The 19,463-nt window shown below is 63.7% G+C and carries 19 protein-coding genes and 2 pseudogenes; 17 read left to right on the forward strand and 4 right to left on the reverse strand.

Features of this window, described 5'->3' with window-relative positions:
- The 3 genes and pseudogenes from AC1Q6C_RS32315 to AC1Q6C_RS32325 form a co-directional block, all read left to right on the forward strand.
- A pseudogene (locus AC1Q6C_RS32315) lies at window positions 1-325 on the forward strand (hypothetical protein); the annotation flags it as partial.
- 3 nt (window positions 326-328) lie between these two features.
- Complete coding sequence (locus AC1Q6C_RS32320) at window positions 329-2,005, forward strand: ATP-binding cassette domain-containing protein (protein ID WP_492667062.1); 1,677 nt, start codon at window positions 329-331, stop codon at window positions 2,003-2,005.
- Window positions 2,006-2,076: 71 nt separating this feature from the next.
- Entirely contained in the window at window positions 2,077-2,955 is an 879-nt protein-coding gene (locus AC1Q6C_RS32325) for a MurR/RpiR family transcriptional regulator (protein WP_492667063.1), read from the forward strand.
- Window positions 2,956-3,042: 87 nt separating this feature from the next.
- On the opposite strand, the gene AC1Q6C_RS32330 is transcribed toward AC1Q6C_RS32325, so the two are convergent.
- Entirely contained in the window at window positions 3,043-3,888 is an 846-nt protein-coding gene (locus tag AC1Q6C_RS32330; protein ID WP_492667064.1) for an endonuclease/exonuclease/phosphatase family protein, read from the reverse strand.
- Window positions 3,889-3,989: 101 nt separating this feature from the next.
- On the reverse strand, window positions 3,990-4,742 hold the full coding sequence (gene phnF, locus AC1Q6C_RS32335; protein WP_492667065.1) for a phosphonate metabolism transcriptional regulator PhnF: 753 nt from the start codon (window positions 4,740-4,742) through the stop codon (window positions 3,990-3,992).
- Between the two features lie 148 nt (window positions 4,743-4,890).
- Here phnF and phnG point away from each other — a divergent pair, with 148 nt between their 5' ends.
- From phnG to AC1Q6C_RS32385, 10 genes are read left to right on the forward strand one after another with little or no spacing between them, the layout of a single operon-like run.
- Window positions 4,891-5,364, forward strand: coding sequence for a phosphonate C-P lyase system protein PhnG (gene phnG, locus AC1Q6C_RS32340; protein WP_492667066.1), 474 nt, complete (start codon window positions 4,891-4,893; stop codon window positions 5,362-5,364).
- A complete protein-coding gene (gene phnH / locus AC1Q6C_RS32345; protein ID WP_492667067.1) occupies window positions 5,361-5,993 on the forward strand; it encodes a phosphonate C-P lyase system protein PhnH in 633 nt (210 codons plus the stop codon). The genes phnG and phnH overlap by 4 nt, the downstream gene beginning before the upstream one ends.
- Window positions 5,993-7,081, forward strand: coding sequence for a carbon-phosphorus lyase complex subunit (locus tag AC1Q6C_RS32350; protein WP_492667068.1), 1,089 nt, complete (start codon window positions 5,993-5,995; stop codon window positions 7,079-7,081). Before phnH ends, AC1Q6C_RS32350 begins: the two co-directional genes overlap by 1 nt.
- Window positions 7,078-7,941, forward strand: coding sequence for an alpha-D-ribose 1-methylphosphonate 5-phosphate C-P-lyase PhnJ (locus AC1Q6C_RS32355; RefSeq protein WP_492667069.1), 864 nt, complete (start codon window positions 7,078-7,080; stop codon window positions 7,939-7,941). Before AC1Q6C_RS32350 ends, AC1Q6C_RS32355 begins: the two co-directional genes overlap by 4 nt.
- On the forward strand, window positions 7,938-8,717 hold the full coding sequence (gene phnK, locus AC1Q6C_RS32360) for a phosphonate C-P lyase system protein PhnK (protein ID WP_492667070.1): 780 nt from the start codon (window positions 7,938-7,940) through the stop codon (window positions 8,715-8,717). Before AC1Q6C_RS32355 ends, phnK begins: the two co-directional genes overlap by 4 nt.
- 2 nt (window positions 8,718-8,719) lie before the next feature.
- Window positions 8,720-9,436 (forward strand): phosphonate C-P lyase system protein PhnL, encoded by a 717-nt coding sequence (gene phnL / locus AC1Q6C_RS32365; RefSeq protein WP_492667071.1) that lies wholly within the window; start codon window positions 8,720-8,722, stop codon window positions 9,434-9,436.
- Entirely contained in the window at window positions 9,433-10,209 is a 777-nt protein-coding gene (locus AC1Q6C_RS32370) for a DUF1045 domain-containing protein (protein ID WP_492667072.1), read from the forward strand. Before phnL ends, AC1Q6C_RS32370 begins: the two co-directional genes overlap by 4 nt.
- Entirely contained in the window at window positions 10,206-11,375 is a 1,170-nt protein-coding gene (locus AC1Q6C_RS32375) for an alpha-D-ribose 1-methylphosphonate 5-triphosphate diphosphatase (protein WP_492667073.1), read from the forward strand. Before AC1Q6C_RS32370 ends, AC1Q6C_RS32375 begins: the two co-directional genes overlap by 4 nt.
- On the forward strand, window positions 11,372-11,944 hold the full coding sequence (gene phnN / locus AC1Q6C_RS32380) for a phosphonate metabolism protein/1,5-bisphosphokinase (PRPP-forming) PhnN (RefSeq protein WP_492667074.1): 573 nt from the start codon (window positions 11,372-11,374) through the stop codon (window positions 11,942-11,944). The genes AC1Q6C_RS32375 and phnN overlap by 4 nt, the downstream gene beginning before the upstream one ends.
- A complete protein-coding gene (locus AC1Q6C_RS32385) occupies window positions 11,941-12,555 on the forward strand; it encodes an LbetaH domain-containing protein (RefSeq protein ID WP_492667075.1) in 615 nt (204 codons plus the stop codon). The genes phnN and AC1Q6C_RS32385 overlap by 4 nt, the downstream gene beginning before the upstream one ends.
- Before the next feature lie 146 nt (window positions 12,556-12,701).
- Here AC1Q6C_RS32385 and AC1Q6C_RS32390 read toward each other — a convergent pair whose 3' ends face one another.
- Window positions 12,702-13,688, reverse strand: coding sequence for a hypothetical protein (locus AC1Q6C_RS32390; RefSeq protein ID WP_492667076.1), 987 nt, complete (start codon window positions 13,686-13,688; stop codon window positions 12,702-12,704).
- Window positions 13,689-13,893: 205 nt separating this feature from the next.
- On the reverse strand, window positions 13,894-14,100 hold the full coding sequence (locus AC1Q6C_RS32395) for a hypothetical protein (protein ID WP_008720325.1): 207 nt from the start codon (window positions 14,098-14,100) through the stop codon (window positions 13,894-13,896).
- Window positions 14,101-14,226: 126 nt separating this feature from the next.
- On the opposite strand from AC1Q6C_RS32395, the gene AC1Q6C_RS32400 reads away from it, so the two are divergent.
- The 4 genes and pseudogenes from AC1Q6C_RS32400 to AC1Q6C_RS32415 all read left to right on the forward strand — a co-directional run.
- On the forward strand, window positions 14,227-15,045 hold the full coding sequence (locus AC1Q6C_RS32400; protein ID WP_492667077.1) for a DNA/RNA non-specific endonuclease: 819 nt from the start codon (window positions 14,227-14,229) through the stop codon (window positions 15,043-15,045).
- 71 nt (window positions 15,046-15,116) lie between these two features.
- A complete protein-coding gene (locus AC1Q6C_RS32405) occupies window positions 15,117-15,623 on the forward strand; it encodes a hypothetical protein (RefSeq protein ID WP_492667078.1) in 507 nt (168 codons plus the stop codon).
- Window positions 15,620-16,261 (forward strand): RES family NAD+ phosphorylase, encoded by a 642-nt coding sequence (locus AC1Q6C_RS32410; RefSeq protein ID WP_492667079.1) that lies wholly within the window; start codon window positions 15,620-15,622, stop codon window positions 16,259-16,261. Before AC1Q6C_RS32405 ends, AC1Q6C_RS32410 begins: the two co-directional genes overlap by 4 nt.
- 2,562 nt (window positions 16,262-18,823) lie before the next feature.
- Window positions 18,824-19,463, forward strand: a pseudogene (locus AC1Q6C_RS32415) (IS21 family transposase); the annotation flags it as partial.

Below are 19,463 nucleotides of genomic sequence, written 5' to 3' on the forward strand. Positions count from 1 at the left end.
CCACCGGGGAGAACCCGTGGCCACCAGCGGGGAGAACTACTGGCCGCCTACGGGGAGAACTTCGTGGCCATTGACACCATCTCTGGTGGGCACCAACCTGTCCTACGCCGCGACACAAGCCGTCGCGACCACGGCCCTCGTCGGCTCGATGGCGTTCCTCGGTGTCGGCGTGGCACCACCGACACCCGAACTCGGTCAGATGATGGCCGAAAGCATTGCGCTGCTTCCGATTGCCTGGTGGGGACCGACCATCCCGGGAATCGCCGTACTGGTGCTCGGTGTCGGCTTCGCCTTGATCGCGGATTCAGCTCAAGGAAGGAACTGAAGGATGACTTCTCTACTTCAGGTGACCGAACTGGATGTCACGATCGGTCGGTCCCAGGTACTGCACGACGTGTCGTTGTCGGTGGAGCCGGGCGAGTCGCTCGGCATCATCGGCGAAACAGGCTCGGGTAAGACGATGACACTGCGGGCGATCACCGGCCTGCTCCCCGCTGTGGGCGGCGAGGTCACTTCGGGCACGATCACGGTCGATGGCGTGGACGTGACGCACACGTCTCTGCGCGCCCGACTACGCGCACAGCCGGGGATGATCTCGTTGGTTCCGCAGGCGAGCATGTCCAGCCTCGACCCTCTGCAACCGATCGGCAGCCAAGTCCGAGAAGCACTCGGCCTGAACCGTTCCGAGACAGTGTCGGCAGACGACGTCGAACGTGCTCTGCTGGCCGTGCGGTTGACGCCGACGAGAGAATTGCTCGCCGCACGCCCGTACGAGTTGTCCGGCGGCATGCGCCAGCGGGTCATGATCGCGTTGGCGCTCGCACCCCGGCCACGCCTTCTGCTCGCCGACGAGCCGACTACCGCGCTCGACGCCTCGGTGCGGGCCAGCGTGCTCGACCTGCTGGCCGAGCATCGCCGGTCGCAGGGTCTCGGCCTGGTCATCATCTCGCACGACATCAACGCGATCGCGTCGTCGACCGATCGGGTGGTCGTGATGCACGACGGCCGCATGGTCGAATCCGGTCCCACCAGCAGGATCTTGGACGACCCGCAGCATCCGTACACGCGCATGCTCGTCGCGGCATTACCGGAGCGGACGGCGCCCGGGCACTTCCTTCCCGTGCATCAGTCCGGCGAGAAAATCGTGGCGGACAGTGCACCCGTGCGTGTCCCCGGACGCGCTCGGCCGAGCGGTGTCGTGTCCACGGTCGAAGCGGACAAGCTGGATTTCGCCTACGCGGATCGAAAGATACTTCACGACATATCGATTCGGGTTCGAGCAGGCGAGCGTGTGGGCATCGTCGGCGAATCCGGTAGCGGCAAATCGACACTTGCACGACTACTCGCCGGCATTCTGCCCTCTCCCAGCGTGACGATCGACGGAAAGCCGTGGCGCGCGTTCGGCAGTCGCCAACCCGAACGTCACGAAGTCCAGCTCGTGCTGCAGGACCCGTTCTCGTCGCTGACCCCGACTCGAAGTGCGCTCAGCACCGTCGAGGAGGCATGCCGCGTCGTCCAGGGCCTGTCCAAGCGCGACGCCACCGCACGGGCCGTCGAGCTGCTGGCGGCGGTGGGACTGTCCGGCGACCTCGTGCATCGCCGGCCCAGGGGACTCAGCGGTGGTCAATGCCAGCGTGTGTCCATCGCGCGAGCACTGGCCGCGGACCCGTCGATTCTGATCGCCGACGAGCCGACCTCGGCGCTGGACCTGTCGGTGCAGGCCGGGATCGTCAACCTGCTGCTCACCTTGACCACCGAACGCCCCCTCGGACTGGTGATCGTCTCCCACGATCTCGCAGTCATCCGCCACCTGTCGGATCGGGTCGTCGTCCTGAAGGACGGTCATATCGTCGAGAAAGGCCCGACCGAAACGATCTTCGAGCGTCCTCAACACACCTACACCCGAGCGCTGCTGGACGCTAATCCGTGGATCGCGGTGGACCAGGCGGAGCCTGCCCCATCGGCACCCCGGACCCAGTCCACTCTCGTCGCGGCCGAGGCATGAGTGGGCTATCACCGATTCGAAAGGGCCGGGCGTCGGTGGCGCTAGAGAAAGTCCAATGCTTGGATGGAGCAATGTCCGCGGATACGACCCAGGCTGCACTTGTGAGTCAGGATCACGGCACACTCATCCCCCGCATCAGAGCGCTCATCCCCTCGATGTCGCCGGCGCAGGCAGCGATCGCCGGTGTCGTGTTATCCAACCCTGCCGGGGTGGTGCAGATGACGGTCAGCGATCTAGCCGGAGTGTCTCGCAGCTCCGTCGGCAGCGTCGTGCGGTTCTGTAAAGACCTCGGCCTTAGAGGGTTCGGCGATTTCAAGCTGCAGTTGGCCTCGGAGATTCCGACGCTGTCCGATAGCCGTGACGGCGATCTCGACGACGGCCCGGGCTCGATCCTGGCGTCGGTGTTCCAGTCGACGTCTCGAGCTATCGCCGTCGCGGAGTCGAGCGTGGACCGCGAGGACTTCCAACGTGCTGTGGAGGCCTTGCACTCCGCGAGGCGAATCGTCCTGGCCGCCACCGGTTCATCGGCACCGATCGCGATGGACACGTCGCTGCGGTTCCGCAGCGCCGGGCTGGCGGTCGAACACTCGATGGACACGATCTCTCAACATGTCTCCGCATCGGGGTTGACCGATCGAGACGTTTGTCTTGCCATCAGCCACTCGGGACGCACCCGCGAGACCATCACTGTCGCCGAAGCGGCCCGCGATGCCGGCGCCACCATCGTCGCGGTGACCAGTTACTTTCGCTCGCCACTGGTCGGTGTGGCCAACGTGGCTCTCGTTGCCGGGTCGGGAGGGGCACGCCATCAGATCGAGGCGATGATGAGTCGCTTCATCCACCTGGCGGTACTCGACGCGCTGCACTCGGCGGTATCCGCAGAGGACGCCGAACGCACACTGCGAGGGGCCTCCCTCACGGCCGCCGCCGAGGACGCCCATCGTATGTGATCTCGAAACGACTGTGCCCCAACCGATCCGGTAGGGGCACAGTCGTTTCAGGAGCGCAATGGTTTTCCGGGCCGAACCGACCGAGGACTACTTGTCCAGAACGGTCAGCTCGATCTCGGCGAGAATGCCGTAATGGTCGCTCGGCGTGGGGAACTCGTCGAACACGACACGGCTGCTCTTGATCACACTCTGCACGTCGAGGTGGTTCTCGGTCGAACCGGCGAGCACATAGTCGATGCGGCGGTGGTGCGGTTCCTGAATCAAGTAGTTCGGCACGATTCCCTGGGCGTCGACGACGCTGCGTGCGACCCACGGGTTGTTCGTGGTCCACGTGTATCCCGGGGTGCCGTCGCCTGCGATCGCGAACGTGTCGCGGAATGCCGCGCTTCGCCCGTTGATCGCGGACTTGCCGGTGTAGAAGCGCATGCAATCCTGATCGGGAGCTGCGTCGAAGTCTCCGGCGATGATGGTGGGAGCAGCCTGCCTGCGACGCTCCTCGAGTTCGGTGACGAACAGTGCCTGCTCGACGCGGGCCGCCTCGTCGGTGAACTTCCAGCTGGGCCGAGGACCGAGGAACAGCATGTCCACGCCGATGGGCAGCGGCACAATTGCCTCCCACACGTGAGGGCCCTCGGCTGCGGGCAGTGCGTGAACTTCGAGACTCTTGGGCTCCCACCGCGTGCCGACTGCGGTACCCCAAGCAGGCCAACCGATTTCGCGATGATCCGACGCGTGATGCCAATGCAGCGGCGAGCTGTCGGCGACGGGCTGGTAGATGTCGCGTTCCGGGGTGCGTACCACCTCTCCCAGGAAGACGATGTCCGCGTCGACGTCCCGCAGTCCGTCGAGGAGAATGGCGTCGCGCTCCGCGCGATCGCGCGGGTCCAACCAGATGTTCAGGGTGAGTACTCGAAGAGTCATGTTCTGTGACATGCCGACGACACTAAGCATCGCCCGTGAACGAAATTCCACACCGAAATGAATAAATGAACACACCGAAATGAATAAATGAAGTTGTTTCCGGCTCGCGTCGGTCAGGTGGAACTTTCCTCATCGAACTCGTCGTGCTGCACATCGAGCTCCACCCGGTCCGCCCTGAACTGCGTCACACCGTACTGCAACGGCGTACCATCCACGAGCGCGTCGACCGAACGGACGACGAGTACCACCGAACCCGTCGCCACCTGTAGATCCTCCGCTTCCGCCGACGTTGCGACGCGCGCGCTCACCGCACTCCAGGCGCGCACGTAGTCGTCGATTCCCACCGCTGCCAACGCTATCGTGATCGAGCCCAGTTCCGTCAGACGGCGGTCCAACTCAGGGACACGCGACGCGTCGAACCAACTGGTCGCCCGCGCAACCGGGACGTCGTCCACGAGACTCAGAATCTCCACACGCAACGCGGCCCCATCCAGACGCAGGCGGTCTGCCACCTCTTTCGGTGGGGTCTGCACCGTCGCGGCGCGAAGAACACGGCTGACGGCGGCCCTGCGATCGCCGAGACTGTGACTAAGTCGTGTACGCAGACCGATTCGGTGCACCAGGAGCGCATGCGGGGCAACGAAAGTGCCGCTCCCCTGTCGCGAGATCACCAGGCCGTCGGCCGACAGAGCGGCGACTGCTTGCCGAACGGTGTTGCGGTGCACCCCGAAGCGCCCGGCAAGGTCGGTTTCGGTGGGCAGTTTCGACTCGGGCGGATACATCCCCCCGGCGATATCCCCCCTCAGCTCGTCGGCAATGAGACGCCATGCGGAGTAACCGCTAGTGGAACGCGTCGAGACAACCATGGCCATCAACCCTACTTCCTCTCGTATCCGACGACGATGCGACAACCGTTCACCTGGACTCCATTCATTATTCGTCTACAAATATAGACAACTTGCCAGCGGTTGCCTACTCTCAGTCGTACAGAAACCTAGACAACTTGGAGAAGGTGTGACAACGGAGAAGGAAACCGTGGAATCTCGGAGGCGATGGATGCGCGTTCTTGCTCAGGCCTCGACGCGTCAACTGTCCGACGCCTGGGACTCGTGGGAACCGAAGCCGAACGTGGAGGCCATCCGCGGACCCGAGGCCGGTCTGGTCATGGTCCGCGCACGAACGGGCGCCGGCGGCGACCGCTTCAACCTCGGTGAGGCGACCACCACTCGGGCCACCTTGCGCCTGACCGGTCAGCCGTTGGGACACGAGACAGTGGGCAGCGCATACGTTCTCGGCATCGATCTGAACCACGCCTGGTACGCCGCAGCGTTCGACGGCCTCCTGGCGGACCCGGATTTACGTCCCCACGTCCTCGACGACGTCGTGTCCCCTTTGGAGGAGAGCCAACTGGCCCGCGACACCGAGCGTCGGGCAGACAGCCGAAGCACGAAAGTCGATTTCTTCACCGTCGCACGGGAGCACTCATGACCACGCACCTCGATTCGCTGTCGGCAGCGCCGAAGCCCGGTCACGCGGAACCGGTTCGCGACGCCCAGGCGGTCTTCCGTGCTGTGCTGGACGCGCTGTCACATCCCGGCCGCGTGTTCCCGTTGCCCGGCTCGGCGCAGGCTCCGGATGCGCTCGGGACCGGCCTCGCGGACATCGCTCTCACGCTGCTCGACGCCGACAGCTCCGTCTGGCTCCACCCGTCGTTGGCAGCCGATCCCGAGATTCCGTCGTATCTGACGTTCCACACCGGCGTGCGACAGGTGACAGAGGTGTGCGACGCCGAGTTCGTGATCGCGTCACCGCAGACGATCCCCGCACTCGAAGAATTGGAAATGGGTACGGACGAGGCGCCGCACCGATCGGCGACCGTCGTCGTCGATGCTCGGTCGTCGTCGACCGGCGGACACTTCGTCGCCGAGGGGCCGGGCATCGACGGCACCATCGAGTTCGACGCCCATTGGGCGCCAGCTTCTTTCATCGATCTGTGGCAGCAGAACGCTGCGGCGTTCCCCCGCGGAGTCGACTTACTCGCCGTCGATGAGTATTCCGTCGTCGCACTCCCGCGCACCACCCGGCTGCGCGCCGCATCCCAGAAGCAGGAGGCCTGATGTACGTAGCAGTCAAAGGCGGCGAGAAGTCGATCGCCAATGCGCACGCCCTCCTGGCGAAGGAAGGACGGGGCGACGACGCGAGCCCGCGTATCGAGCCCACGGCGATCGCCGACCAGCTGCCGGTCCTGGTCTCACGGGTGATGACCGAGGGCTCCCTCTACGACCCTCAGCTCGCTGCTCGCGCGATTCGGCAAGCTCACGGCGACGTCGTCGAGGCCGTAACCCTACTTCGCTCCTACCGCACCACCCTCCCGCGCTTCGGATACACCGAACCGATCGACACCGCGAAACTCGAGCCACAGCGCCGAATCTCGGCCACTTTCAAAGATGTTCCCGGCGGGCAGCAGCTCGGCGCGACGTTCGACTACACCCACCGCCTCTTCGCCGAGCCACCCGCCGAGGGGCCCGTGCCGGTCCACGACGACGAACCGGCTGCAATGCCTCGCATCACCGATCTTCTCGGCGCGGAAGCGTTGCTCGAACCCGATTGCGCCGCCGATTCGACCGACCCCGAACCGGCGGACCTCACCCGTGAGCCGACGGTGTTCCCGATGAGCCGGGCGGAACGGCTGCAGGGACTCGCCCGAGGTGACGAAGGTTTCCTGCTCGCGCTCGGCTACTCGACGCAGCGAGGTTTCGGCAACACGCATCCGTTCGCCGGCGAGATGCGGGTCGGGGAAGTCGACATAGAGTTCGACGCCCCGGAACTGGACTTTCCGGTGCCTCTGGGCCGGATCGACGTCACCGAATGTCAGATGGTCAATCAGTTCACCGGAAATGCCGACACCCCAGCGCAATTCACTCGCGGATACGGATTGGTGTTCGGACGCGGCGAGCGTAAGGCGATGGCAATGTCCCTGGTGGACAGGGCACTTCGCGCAGGCGAATTCGCCGAACGCGTCGTGGCGCCCGCCCAGGACGAGGAATTCGTTCTCAGCCACAGCGACAACGTCCAGGCTGCGGGATTCGTCGAACATCTCAAACTGCCGCACTACGTCGACTTCCAAGCAGAACTGCATCTCATCAAGCAACTGCGCCGCGATCACGCCGGCAAGGCCGAACAATCGAAAGAGACACACCAGTGAGTTCGCCCGACATCCACTACAACATCGGCTATCTGGACGAGCAGACCAAACGGATGATCCGACGCGCGTTGCTCAAGGCCGTCGCCATCCCCGGCTTCCAGGTGCCGTTCGCCTCACGCGAAGTACCGTTGCCGAGGGGCTGGGGAACGGGAGGCGTGCAGCTCACTGCCGCCATCATCGGCTCCGACGACGTGCTGAAGGTCATCGACCAAGGCGCCGACGACACCACCAACGCCGTGTCCATCCGTTCGTTCTTCCACAAAGTGACCGGCGCCGAGACCACCACCCACACAGCCGACGCGTCGATCATTCAGACCCGGCACCGAATTCCGGAACAGCCTTTGACCGAAGGTCAGATCATGGTCTACCAGGTGCCGATTCCGGAGCCGCTGCGGTTCCTCGAACCGCGCGAGACCGAGACCCGACGGATGCACGCGCTCGACGAGTACGGCCTGATGTACGTCAAGCTTTACGAGGACATCGCGAAATACGGCCACATCGCCAAGACCTACGACTACCCGGTCCTGGTCAACGGTCGGTATTTGATGGCGCCCTCCCCCACACCGAGCTTCGACAATCCGAAGCTGCACCAGAGCTCGGCTCTGCACCTCTACGGCGCCGGACGCGAGAAGCGCATCTACGCGATCCCCCCGCACACCGACGTCGAAAGCCTCGGTTTCGAGGACTTCCCGTTCGAGCCGCAGAAGTTCGACGACCCGTGCGCGCTCTGCGGATCGACCGGGGTGTACCTCGACCAGATCATCACCGACGACGCGGGCGGCGCCATGTTCGCCTGCTCGGACAGCGACCACTGCGAGCGCACGCTCGCACGCGCCGACCAGGGAGTCACCACATCATGACCGACATCTCACCGCTTCTCGAGGTTCGTGGCCTCGGACATCTGTACGGGGACCGATACGGTTGCCGCGACGTCGACTTCGACTTGTGGCCGGGTGAGGTTCTGGCCATCGTCGGCGAATCCGGCTCCGGCAAGTCGACCCTGCTCGGCACGCTGTCGCAACGGCTCGACATCAGCGAGGGGTCCATCCGTTACCGCCTCGCCGACGGCGACACCGCCGACCTGTCGCAGCTCAGCGAAAGTGCCATTCGACGACTGTGGCGCAGCGAGTGGGGGTTCGTCCATCAGAACGCGGCCGACGGCCTGCGCATGCACGTCAGCGCGGGCGGCAACGTCGGCGAACCGCTGATGGCGAACGGCTGGCGTCACTACGGTCGTATTCGAGCCGAAGCTGCCGACTGGCTCGAGCGCGTCGAGATTCACCGTGACCGCATCGACGACCCACCGTCGTCGTTCTCCGGAGGAATGCGCCAGCGCCTCCAGATCGCCCGCAACCTCGTCGTCTCGCCGCGCCTGGTGTTCATGGACGAGCCGACCAGCGGCCTCGACGTGTCTGTCCAAGCGCGTCTGCTCGACCTCATCAGGTCGCTGGTCAGCGATCTCGGGCTCGCGATCATCATCGTGACGCACGATCTCGCGGTCGCCCGGCTGATCTCCCATCGGACGCTCGTCATGAAGGACGGCCGCGTCATCGAATCCGGTCTGACGGACCGTGTTCTCGACGACCCACAGGCCCCCTACACGCAACTTCTCGTCTCCTCGATTCTCCAAGGATGACCATGCCCACCAGCACCTCGGTACTTTCGGTACACAACCTCGACAAGACGTTCACCATGCACCTCCAGGGCGGGCAGGAGTTGCCCGTCTTGCGAGGACTCACCTTCGACGTCGACGCCGGTGAATGCGTCGTTCTCGGCGGGTCCTCCGGCGCAGGCAAGAGTTCGATTCTCAAAATGGTCTACGGTAACTACGCCGCGGACGGCGGCAGTATCGTCCTGCGCACCGACCGCGGCGAGCTCGACATCGTGGCAGCCGCACCCCGCGCGATTCTCGCTGCGCGTCGGGGCACCATGGGTTACGTGAGCCAGTTCCTGCGGTGCGTTCCCCGAGTACCCGCGCTCGAGGTCGTCGCGGAGCCCTTGGTGGAACGCGGTGTAGCAATCGATCAAGCGAAAGAACGAGCGGCCGAACTGCTTTCGCGACTTGCCATCCCGGATCGGTTGTGGACGCTGCCGCCCGCCACCTTCTCCGGTGGTGAACAGCAACGTGTCAATATCGCTCGCGGCTTCATCGCGGACCTGCCGATGCTGTTGCTCGACGAACCCACCGCCTCCCTCGATGCGACGAACCGGCGTGTCGTCGTCGAACTGATCGCGGAAAAGCTCGAAGCGGGGACAGCGATGCTCGGCATCTTCCACGACACCGAGGTCCGTGAAGCGGTGGCCGACCGCGTCATTCCCGTGGAGGACTTCACTCCCCTGGTCGCGTCGCGATGACGCGCTCTCCCGTGAACGACGCGTTCGATCCCAGCACCGGACGCGTCGCGATCTACGCGGTTCCCGGCACCGGCGGTTCCCAAGATGAAGTTGCCGCGACTCTTCGTGCACGAGCGGAGTCCTGGCTCGGCAGGGCTGTCGACGGCAGCACGCCGCCTGCCTCGTTGCCCAACGGGTGGTCACGCGCCGACGTCGACGACATCACCGTCGACGCGCGTCGATATGGGTTCCACGGCACCCTCAAGGCGCCGTTTCGCCTCGACATAGGCGCGCGGCTCGACGACCTCGACGCGGAACTGGCATCGTTCGCCGGATCGCACGACGCTGTCGAGATCCCGCACCTGACGCTCACCGTTCTCGGCGGCTTCTTCGCACTCGTCGCAGGTGAACCCACGCCGGTGCTCGACCGCCTCGCCGCGGACGTCGTGACCCAGTTCGATGCCTACCGCGCCGCCCCGACGGATGCCGACTTGAAGCGTCGAAATCTCGAAAAGCTCACTGCCGCACAACGGTCCATGCTCAAGAAGTGGGGCTACCCTTACGTTCTCGACGAGTTCACGTTCCACCTGACCGTGACCGACCGCATTCCCGAGCATCACAGGGACCACGTCGACCGGACGCTGACGAGCTGGTTCGCCGACTGCATGAAGGCCGCGATAGCGATCGAATCTCTCGCGCTGTTCACCGAATCCGAGCCCGGGGCACCGTTCCGGCTGCACTCGGTCCACCCGCTTCGACCGCCCACGGCGCACGACACCGAAGGAAGACGATGAGTCGCGAGACCGTCCTGACCAATGCCCACATCGTCCTCGACGACGACATCCTGCTCGGCAGCGTTCTTCTCCGCGACGGGACGATCGCCGACATCTCGACGACGAACACGAGACGGGGTGACGACCTCGGCGGAGACGTGCTGCTACCAGGCCTGGTCGAGTTGCACACCGACCATCTCGAGACACACGCACGCCCTCGGCCCGGAACTCACTGGGACCCCGTTCCCGCTGTCCTCGCTCACGACGCGCAGATCAGCGCAGCAGGTGTGACGACAGTGTTCGACGCCATTCGCATCGGCGTGCAGGACGCGGGCGACTCGGCCACCGAAATGGCCCGAGTTCTCGCTGACGCAGTTGAACACGCGAACACGGCCGGACTCACCCGCGCCGAGCATCTGATCCACCTCCGTTGCGAAGTAGCCGCTCCTGCCACCGTTTCCGAGTTCCTGGAGTTCGACGCCCTCCCGACGGTGCGTCTGGCCTCGTTGATGGATCACACACCAGGTCAGCGTCAGTATGCCGACATCGAGGCCTTCCGTCGCTACATGGTCGGCAAGGGCCGCGTCTCGTCCGACGGCGTCGAGAAGTTGATGTCCGACCTCGCCGAAATCGCGGCACAGCACTCGATACCGAACCGTAAAGCCATCTCGGAATTGGCGACCGCGCGCGGCATCACGCTGGCTGCACATGACGACGCGACCGTCGAGCACGTCCTGGAATCGGAATCGTTCGGCGTCGGGATCTCCGAGTTTCCCACCACACATGTCGCGGCTCGGGCTGCTCGCGAACACGGTCAGCGCATCGTGATGGGTGCACCGAACATAGTCCGGGGTGGTAGCCAGTCGGGCAATGTGGCAGCCGTCGACCTGCTTCGAGACGGGCTGCTCGACATTCTTTCGAGCGACTACGTTCCGGCCAGCCTGCTCCAAGCAATCGTTCAACTCGACGCCGACGGCATCTACCCACTCGTCGACGGGATCAAGTTGGTCAGTACCAACCCGGCGGCGGCGGTCGGACTCGACGATCGCGGCGCCATCGCGGTCGGAAAACGCGCGGATTTGGTTCAATTGCACACACATCGAATGCCCGCATTCGGGTCGCACCGTTCCGATCGCGCGATTCCCGTTGTGCGACGGGTATTCCGGGGCGGAGAACGAGTATCGTGACCCGCCCCATCGGACCGGGAGCCTTCATCGCAGTGACCGGCGCAAGCGGGGTAGGCAAGGACACACTCATCGACGCTGTCCGCGACAGCGGACCCGATCTCGCCTACTTCCCACGCCGCGTCATCACCCGCCCTGCCGGGCCCGGCGAGGACTACGCATCACTGACTCTCGAGCAGTTCCTATCGTGTTCCGAGCGCGGCGAATTCGCTGTCGAATGGCAGGCGCACGGCCTGTCCTACGGGCTACCGGCCATCTCGGACCACGCTATTCGTGGAGGTGGTGTCGTCGTCGCCAACGTCTCACGTAACGCGATCGACGCCCTACGGACCAGATACGAACGCGTTCTACTCGTTCGGGTCACCGCGTCGAACTCGGTTCGGGCAGCGCGTCTGGAAGGCCGACGTCGTGAAACCGACGAGCAGATCGCCCTGCGGATGGCTCGACCCGACCCCTCCGCCCACCTGGCTCCCGACTACGAAATCGACAACAGCGGCAGCATCTCGGAAGGCCGAGACCGATTGATGCACATAATCGAAACAGCACGCACAGAATTGATGGCACCACGATGACGGCACACGAACCGAATCCCACGATAGGCGCGGACGTCGAACTGACCGATTCGGAACTCGGACGGTACACCGACATCGGTTCCGGCACCAGGCTTCTCAACAGCACCGTCGGCGACTACAGCTACTGCGACCGACTGTGCGACATCGCCAACACGACGGTGGGCAAGTTCTCCAACATCGCCAGCGCGGTACGCGTCGGAGCCACCGACCATCCGCTCGACCGTGCGAGCCTGCACCACTTTCTCTATCGCAGCGAGAAGTATTGGGCTGACGCTCAGGATGATTCGACATTCTTCGACGAGCGCGCGGCACGTCGCACCATCATCGGCCACGACACTTGGATCGGTCACGCCGCCCAGATCAAGCCCGAGGTCACCGTCGGCGATGGTGCAGTTGTCGCGTCGGGCGCCGTGGTGACGAAGGACGTACCGCCGTACGCCATTGTCGCCGGTGTTCCTGCTCGGGTCGTGCGTCTCCGGCAACCCGCAGACATCGCGGACAGGCTACAAGCGCTCCGCTGGTGGGACTGGGACCACGACACCATCGGCAACAGGCTCGACAATTTCAGACAACTCCCGGTAGAGGAGTTCCTGGGAAAGTACGAGCGCTGACATAACGCGAACGCAGTAGCGGGGAAAGCACCGTTACCGCACCGTCAAGACATCCTGACACGACACCGCCGATAAGCCGGTTTTATGTCAGGTCCGACGCCGTTCAATAGTCCTTGACGGTTCGTCGATGACTGCTGGCGGATCCTTCAGGGTCTCGTTTCGTCGCCGAGCAGATCGAGGGTGCGCTGCAAGAGTGCTTCGATACGATCCTCGACCTCCTCGACCATGCCCGGCACCTCCGCCAGGACAGTGTGCGCGCGGCGCCGCGCATCAACACCCGAGCGGTAGTAACCAGAATCGAGCTCGACCGGTGTGGGCTCGGGACGGATGACGTCGACCTGTTCGACGTCCGCGGGTGGTCTGCTGGTACTACGCCGCGGAGTGTGCCGCGGCGAAAGCCCGACGCGGTGTCCGGCAATCACCGATCCGATCTCGGCGGCACTCATCGGGGCAGCGGGAAACGGTAGGTGGCCCCACCGGTCGATCGGCACCGCCACCGGACCGCCGCGGTCCGATAGCCCGGTCATGTCGGGAAACGTGTTGCGCTGCAGATGTTGTACGAGCAGCGTGGTGGAGGGGTAACGGTCGGAGAACTGCAGGACTGTGCTCCAGCGCTCCCAGACCACGACCGGCTGAAAGCCAGTGACCTCGTTGGGGTCGGTCCGGATTCGATGGCGGCCACCGATCCGCAGACTTCCGCCGTCGGCGGTGATGTCGCGCCGGTCGAGTTCGGCAATCGCGTTGTAGGACAAACCCGCTCCTGCTAGGAGAAGGAGTGCGGCGTCGCGTCGCCCGAACAGTGCCGCCGTCGATCCGGAGATCGGCAGTCCGGCAGCAATAGCCTGGTAGTGCGCGGCGCGTCGAGTTACTCTGTCGCGGCGTGCGGAATCCAGCGCAAGGCGCAATGAGGTCGCCCGACCGGGTGCTGGGTGGCCGGCGTCGAAATGCGCGCGGTTGATCGCGGACACCCGACGCAGCTGCACCGCCTCGCCGGCAGGGTTCTCATCGAGGAACTCCGCCAGGGCGATCGGCGAGGCAGGGAGCGGCGAGGTGTCGGCGGCGGCGCACCAGTCGGCGAACAGTGCCCACTGGTAGCGGTACCCACTCACCGGGCTGGCCTGCTTCGCTGTCACTTGTGGGACGGTACCGGTCGGAGCCGACAACTCAGGGTCGGCGACGCGGGTGTCGTGTGATCCTCATGGCCGGGCGCTGGCAGGCTCTACTAGTCGTCTACGGCGAACCCAGCGGCAAGGCGACAGTCACCGTGTGTTGTTCGACGACGAGAGCCACAGGACCCATACGGTCCCGTGGCCCTCGGTCGGCAGCGATGCTGGAAAGCTATTCGGCGAGCTTGGCGATGGACTGCGCCCACAGGAAGTACTTGTTGCGTCCGAGGTCGCCAATGGTCTTGATGTTGAACGCGGCCTTGAGATGCTCGGCGTCGCCGGGGCTCACACCCTGGAGTGCTTCGACGGGTGCGTCGACGAGTTCGGTGAGCGGCTTGTCTTCGTATGCCTTGTCGAGCTTGTCAGCGATTCCAGCCATGGATATGCCTCCTCCATCTCGTTTGCACGCGCCCGGGAACGGGCGCCGCCATCCGAGGGTACGGAATGGACCCTGAGAGCAGGGTGTGTTCACGTTCCCGTCACGATCAAGCGGTTCACTGATTCGGTGACTTCACCTGCCGCCGGCTATGACCCCGCGTTCCTGTCCACGGCCGAACTCGAAGCGCCCACGCGGTCCGGGCTGGTCGTGCTGCCGTACACACACTTCACGGTCGCGATCGACCCTGAGCGGCGTCTCGCCGCATCCACGGCGGTGAACATCGACGGATCCGAGCTGCGTGAAGTCGAACGCGGTGACGACTGGCGACTCGATCCACGGCTCCCGGCCGCGCAGCAGGCCGGACCGGAGCTGTATGCCAGCAACGATCTCGACCGCGGTCATCTGGTTCGTCGCCGCGACCCGGTCTGGGGCACCCCGGCGGTTGCCGACCAGGCCAACGCCGACACCTTCCACTACACCGTGTGCGCACCCCAGACCGCGACTCTGAACCAGTCGAAAACCTTGTGGCTCGGCCTCGAGGACTACGTGCTCGAACACGCCCGCCAGTACGAGCAACGACTGTCGGTGTTCTCCGGCTGCATCTTCACAGCCGACGATCCGGTGTACCGAGGTGTGGCGATCCCTCGCCGGTTCTTCAAAATCGCTGCCTGGGAACAAGATTCCGAGATCGCGGCGACCGCGTACGTCCTCGATCAGACACCGTCGCTGGGCCCGATCCTCGAACGGCCGGCCCGTGTTGACATCGCTACTCCCCCACTCGGCCCCTATCGAACCTTCCAGGTACCCGTCGAAGACATCGCCGCAGCCACCGAGCTGTCGATGGACCAACTCGTCGCTGCGGATCGGTATGCGCTGCAGCCGGCAGCACGCCTCGAACAGCAGCGGTGGACCGAACTGGCCTCCAACACTGACATCGTTCTGTAGAAGTTGCAGCTGCGCACATCGAAGGTTGACCTACTGGACTTGACCTGATTGACCTGCGTATTGTGGTTGGCATGAGTACACCGCTGCAAGATCTCGTCGCCGCTGAGCTCGCCGCGAGCGGGCTCGATCAGACCGAACTGAATCCGAGTGATGTCGCGTATGTCGAGAACGGGATCCGCAGCGTGCTGTCCGGTCTGAAGGCTCGTCGCGCCTGGGAGAACCATATCGGCGCGATCCTTACCCACAAGCAGGTCTTGGACGTGACCGGGTGGACGAAACAAGCGCTGAGCCAAGCAGTCCGTGATCATCGGGTACTGCGACTGGCCGCCGCCGACGGGTCGGTGGGGTACTCCGTCGCCGGGTTCGACGACAACACCCCTGCCCGGCCGATCCTCGGACTCAAAGACGTCCTGCGGGTGTGGACGAGCGCTGACGCGGGTGGGTGGATGGCTGCGTCGTGGCTGATGACCGAGCAACCCGAACTCGGCGGCCGCACCCCGCGACAGGCGCTGCTCGACGGTGACGGTCCATCGGTGGCTGATCTTGCTCGCGCGGCGACCGCGCAGCTCGCCGCGTGAGCGCTCCGCGTACCGCACTGCATCTCCTCGCCCCTCCCCCACCGGATCATCTCCGTGACCGCTTCCCCGCCTTCACAGTCCAGGCCGGCACGGAGGTGTTTCGCTGCCACAGTGCAACTCGCGGGCCGCTGTGGTTCGCGAACGGTGGACACGGACGCTTCGACCTCGCCGACGAGAATGGCACCTGCTACACCGCCGAGTCCGAACAGATCACCCTCCTCGAAACGTGGGGAGGGATGCGGGTCGTTCCGAGCAGCGAACTCACCGCACGCGCAGTCAGCCGGTTGGAGATAGTCGACACGCGTCTGCTTGCTGACCTGACATCGAACGCTGCCGCGCAATTCGGCGTCACCGCAGAGATATTCGCCACCGGGAACTACCAGCTGACACAGCTGTGGGCATCCGCCCTTCATGGTGCAGGCTACGCCGGGATCCGGTACTGGGCGCGGCACGACCTCGCACATACCCATGCCTGCCTGGCCCTCTTCGGCACCGCCGGCGCTCACACATCCACGGGCGAGGATCCGCAGAGCTATACGGTGACCACGACCGACACTCTCACCGAACGACCAGACCTGATCGACGCGCTGCAACGCGACACCGGCATCACCGTTCTCCCTGTCCCACCGTCTCTCTGAGTGCCGTCGGCCGGGTTTGAGGAGGCGTGAACGAGCTCGGCCGCCTGTCATTCAAACGGTATACATGCGCTGCGTCGGAGTCATTCGAACAGCCAACAGGCTCGGCGCAGCAAGTCGTACACGATCACCGACGGCGACTGAATCCGCAGCCTTAAAGTCTTGGGACCTTTGGTATCCAAGTTTTTTCCAATGCCGCAGCTTCCAGCGACGGTTCGTCATCAGACAGCGAGTGTGCACGTTCCGCCGCGGTAACCCATGCCCCCGGGTATCGCGCAGGGTCCCGCAAGATTTCTCGTATCAGATCTGTGCCCAGTATTGCCGTGCTTTGGGGAAGCTCAACTCGTGAGTACGAACCGAACTTGGCGAGAGCGTCTTGCAACGGTCGCGTTGGCGCGTCGATCAGTCTGCTGGTGACTGCTCGTATGATTGGCCAAGCCGCGGCTGAGTTGCTCGACAGCGTTAGAAGGGCGTCGTCAGTTAAGACTGCGAGAGAGTCAAGCCCATCGGGGTTTGAAGCGAAATGGCTGATGAGCAACTGGGTTCGTGGAGATTGAGCTGTGCTCGATTGCAACACGTCGGCTCCTAGGCGCCGGTGCGTTCGTGTGGCCGCTATTCGACTGGAGCTTGCTGCGGTCGCGTCGAACTCAGGGTCTGTTAGCGCTGTAAGGCACTCATCGATGTGTCGAATCTGGTCAATGACGACGTTGGGCGTAGCTGTGGCGATCAGGGCAAGTACCCACGTGCGACGCGAGAGTGTGTCTTCATACGCGATGTATGAGTCACGCCACCATTCCAAACTGGCGCCGCCATGGATGGTCATGACGAGCCGGCCGTAATCGGTGGCCGGACCAAGTGGGTCGCTGTCTCGATCCTGCGAACCTGAGGGAATGGTGTCTGGTGCGGTGGCCCCGGAGATTGCGATCTCCGCTGCAAGCCAGCAGGGGCCGTGTACTCGCGCAAGTTCGCGGGCTGGGTTCTGCCAGGGTTCGGTCGTTCCTTTTTGTCCCTGGCCTCTGGGGTTCCCCGCTTTTCGTAGCCTCGCATACTTTGAGTTGATCTCCACGAGTTGAGACCAGGGCGCAGATCGTGAGGACCGGTCGGCAGTTGCCAACCAGTGGTGCTCATTGGGGAAGCAGGGCCCGTCTCGCGAGCTATCCGAAAGCTGGTGAAACCACTGGGGTCTGATGGCTCGTAGGAGAGCTCCGGCTTCGCTTGTGCTCGACGTTGGAATGTCGTTACACCATCCGTCCAGAACGGCTCGAATAAGCTTTCGGTCGGCGTCTGTGTTCGGCGCTGGTGAGGCGCCCGCACGTAGGGCACTTTGGCACTGCCGAGGTGTATCGAGGGTGAGTCGTTGTGAGTCCTCGTCCGGTAGGCGGGGAATGCCGAACAGTCCGCCCAACGAAAGCCAGTCCGGTTCTGTGGGCCGGCCGATTTCGTTCTGCAGGTGTGTTGACCACCAGGGTAGGAAGTCTGCCTGCCCCAAGCCAGCGCGATCGCGAAGGACTTTGATTCGTGCGCCTGCCAATTCACTTCCGGGATCATTTTCGATGTCACGCTTCAGCGTCGCGATCATGTCGTTGCCACCTGAGGCTCGTGATAGCCGAGGAAAATTGGCGGCGCTTGTCTGATGGTCAGCAACTAGCCGTATGGTCAGGTCGTCTGTGACCAGGCGGACGACGTCGCGTTGAACCGGTGGGTTGTGAGCGAATATTCCGTCATTGAGTAAAGTCCAGGTTGCAGAGCGTTCCTGCAACGGATGCCTGTTGCCGTTGATCGCGTCTTCCAACCCGTAACGGAGACTGGCTAGCTCGTTCGGAGACGCGAATCCAGCGTAGAACCTGGCAGTATTTAGCCAGTACGGTCGCTCGATGAGGCGGCGAAGTACGTCCTGTTTTAGTAGCGGTTCTCTGCGGTCTCTGCCGGCCCACTCCGCAAGAAATTGTGCAGCGAAGTACTCGCGTACCGGCTGGACCGCGAACTCGAAAGTTCCGTCTACTTTGCTTGTGAGAGCCCAGAATCGATCTGACGCGGCTTTGAACAGAGTTTCGATCTGATCACTAGCACCGTCGGTTGCACGCATGTACAACAACAAGGTTGTCTCTATGTCGTGCTGGGTCATTCTGCCCGAGGTGGGTAGTGTTTCGACGCCAGCGTGCATGTGCCAACCAAGGAAGGCAGTAACCTCCTGTACTTGACGTACTTGTTCTCGTGCTATCTGTTTGCGGTTTACTTCGCGGTCCAGCAGCGTCCCCATGTAGTCGGTGTACAGGGGCGTTCTTGAGACGGGGACCGCGTCGCCCTTCTTGTTGATCAGAAACAGGAGGATAGTTAGCTGCATGGGGTTGTCGGCGAGCTGCGCGACGTGATCGAGTGTCAGCGGTCACGTAATTCCTCAGGTGTGAGGGGTTGTCCGTCACGTAATTCCTCACCCGCTGTCACGTAATTCCCCAGCCTGGGGCGTGTCGGTGCGGGGTTCGGGTGTTGCTCAGGTTCGCTCCTGACATGGGTCCTGCCATGGGCTCGTGGAAGGGGCCTGAGGTGGCAAGGAAGTCATTCACCGTGAACGATCTGATCGAGATGTTCCGCCACTGGAACGCCGGCCGATCCCAAGTGGAGATTCACCAGGCGCTGGGAATCGACCGCAAGACCATCCGCAAGTACCTCCAACCCGCGGTCCGCGACGGCATCGAACCGGCACCGGATGAACCGTTCGACGAGCAACTCTGGCGCGAGCGCATCGACTCGTGGTTTCTCGCACTGTCGGACCCTGCTGCTCGCGCGGTGACGTGGGATCAGATCGCACCACACCGTGATTGGATCACCGCGCAACTCGATGTCCCGGTCACCGTCGCCACCATCGCTCAGCGTTTGCGCGACGATCAGCACGTCGACGTGTCCGAATCAACGGTACGTCGTTACATTGCAACAACATTCGCGGAGCAGAGACTCGAAGAGAAAGTTACTGTCCCGCGCGGTGACGTCGAACCGGGCAGCGAAGCACAGATCGACTACGGCAAGCTCGGCATGTGGTTCGATCCACGACTCGGGCGCAGAGTCGCCGTGTGGGCATTCGTCATGGTCTTGGCGTGCTCGCGCAAGATGTTCGTCCAACCGGTCTTCCGGATGTCGACGGCCATCGTAAGCTCCCCACTGGCGGCCATTTATGGCGCATTTTGTGGCCATGGTTTCTCCCCGCGTA

It is taken from the genome of Rhodococcus sp. MT28, from assembly GCF_058792695.1.

Excerpts from the sequence above, each read along its gene's own strand:
- AC1Q6C_RS32320 (WP_492667062.1), top strand. The coding sequence starts at position 329 with ATGACTTCTCTACTTCAGGTGACCGAACTGGATGTCACGATCGGTCGG.
- AC1Q6C_RS32330 (WP_492667064.1), bottom strand. The coding sequence starts at position 3,888 with ATGTCACAGAACATGACTCTTCGAGTACTCACCCTGAACATCTGGTTG.
- phnK (WP_492667070.1), top strand. The coding sequence starts at position 7,938 with ATGACCGACATCTCACCGCTTCTCGAGGTTCGTGGCCTCGGACATCTG.
- AC1Q6C_RS32375 (WP_492667073.1), top strand. The coding sequence starts at position 10,206 with ATGAGTCGCGAGACCGTCCTGACCAATGCCCACATCGTCCTCGACGAC.
- AC1Q6C_RS32385 (WP_492667075.1), top strand. The coding sequence starts at position 11,941 with ATGACGGCACACGAACCGAATCCCACGATAGGCGCGGACGTCGAACTG.
- phnL (WP_492667071.1), top strand. The coding sequence starts at position 8,720 with ATGCCCACCAGCACCTCGGTACTTTCGGTACACAACCTCGACAAGACG.
- AC1Q6C_RS32350 (WP_492667068.1), top strand. The coding sequence starts at position 5,993 with ATGTACGTAGCAGTCAAAGGCGGCGAGAAGTCGATCGCCAATGCGCAC.
- AC1Q6C_RS32325 (WP_492667063.1), top strand. The coding sequence starts at position 2,077 with ATGTCCGCGGATACGACCCAGGCTGCACTTGTGAGTCAGGATCACGGC.
- phnH (WP_492667067.1), top strand. The coding sequence starts at position 5,361 with ATGACCACGCACCTCGATTCGCTGTCGGCAGCGCCGAAGCCCGGTCAC.
- phnF (WP_492667065.1), bottom strand. The coding sequence starts at position 4,742 with ATGGTTGTCTCGACGCGTTCCACTAGCGGTTACTCCGCATGGCGTCTC.
- AC1Q6C_RS32395 (WP_008720325.1), bottom strand. The coding sequence starts at position 14,100 with ATGGCTGGAATCGCTGACAAGCTCGACAAGGCATACGAAGACAAGCCG.
- AC1Q6C_RS32370 (WP_492667072.1), top strand. The coding sequence starts at position 9,433 with ATGACGCGCTCTCCCGTGAACGACGCGTTCGATCCCAGCACCGGACGC.
- AC1Q6C_RS32405 (WP_492667078.1), top strand. The coding sequence starts at position 15,117 with ATGAGTACACCGCTGCAAGATCTCGTCGCCGCTGAGCTCGCCGCGAGC.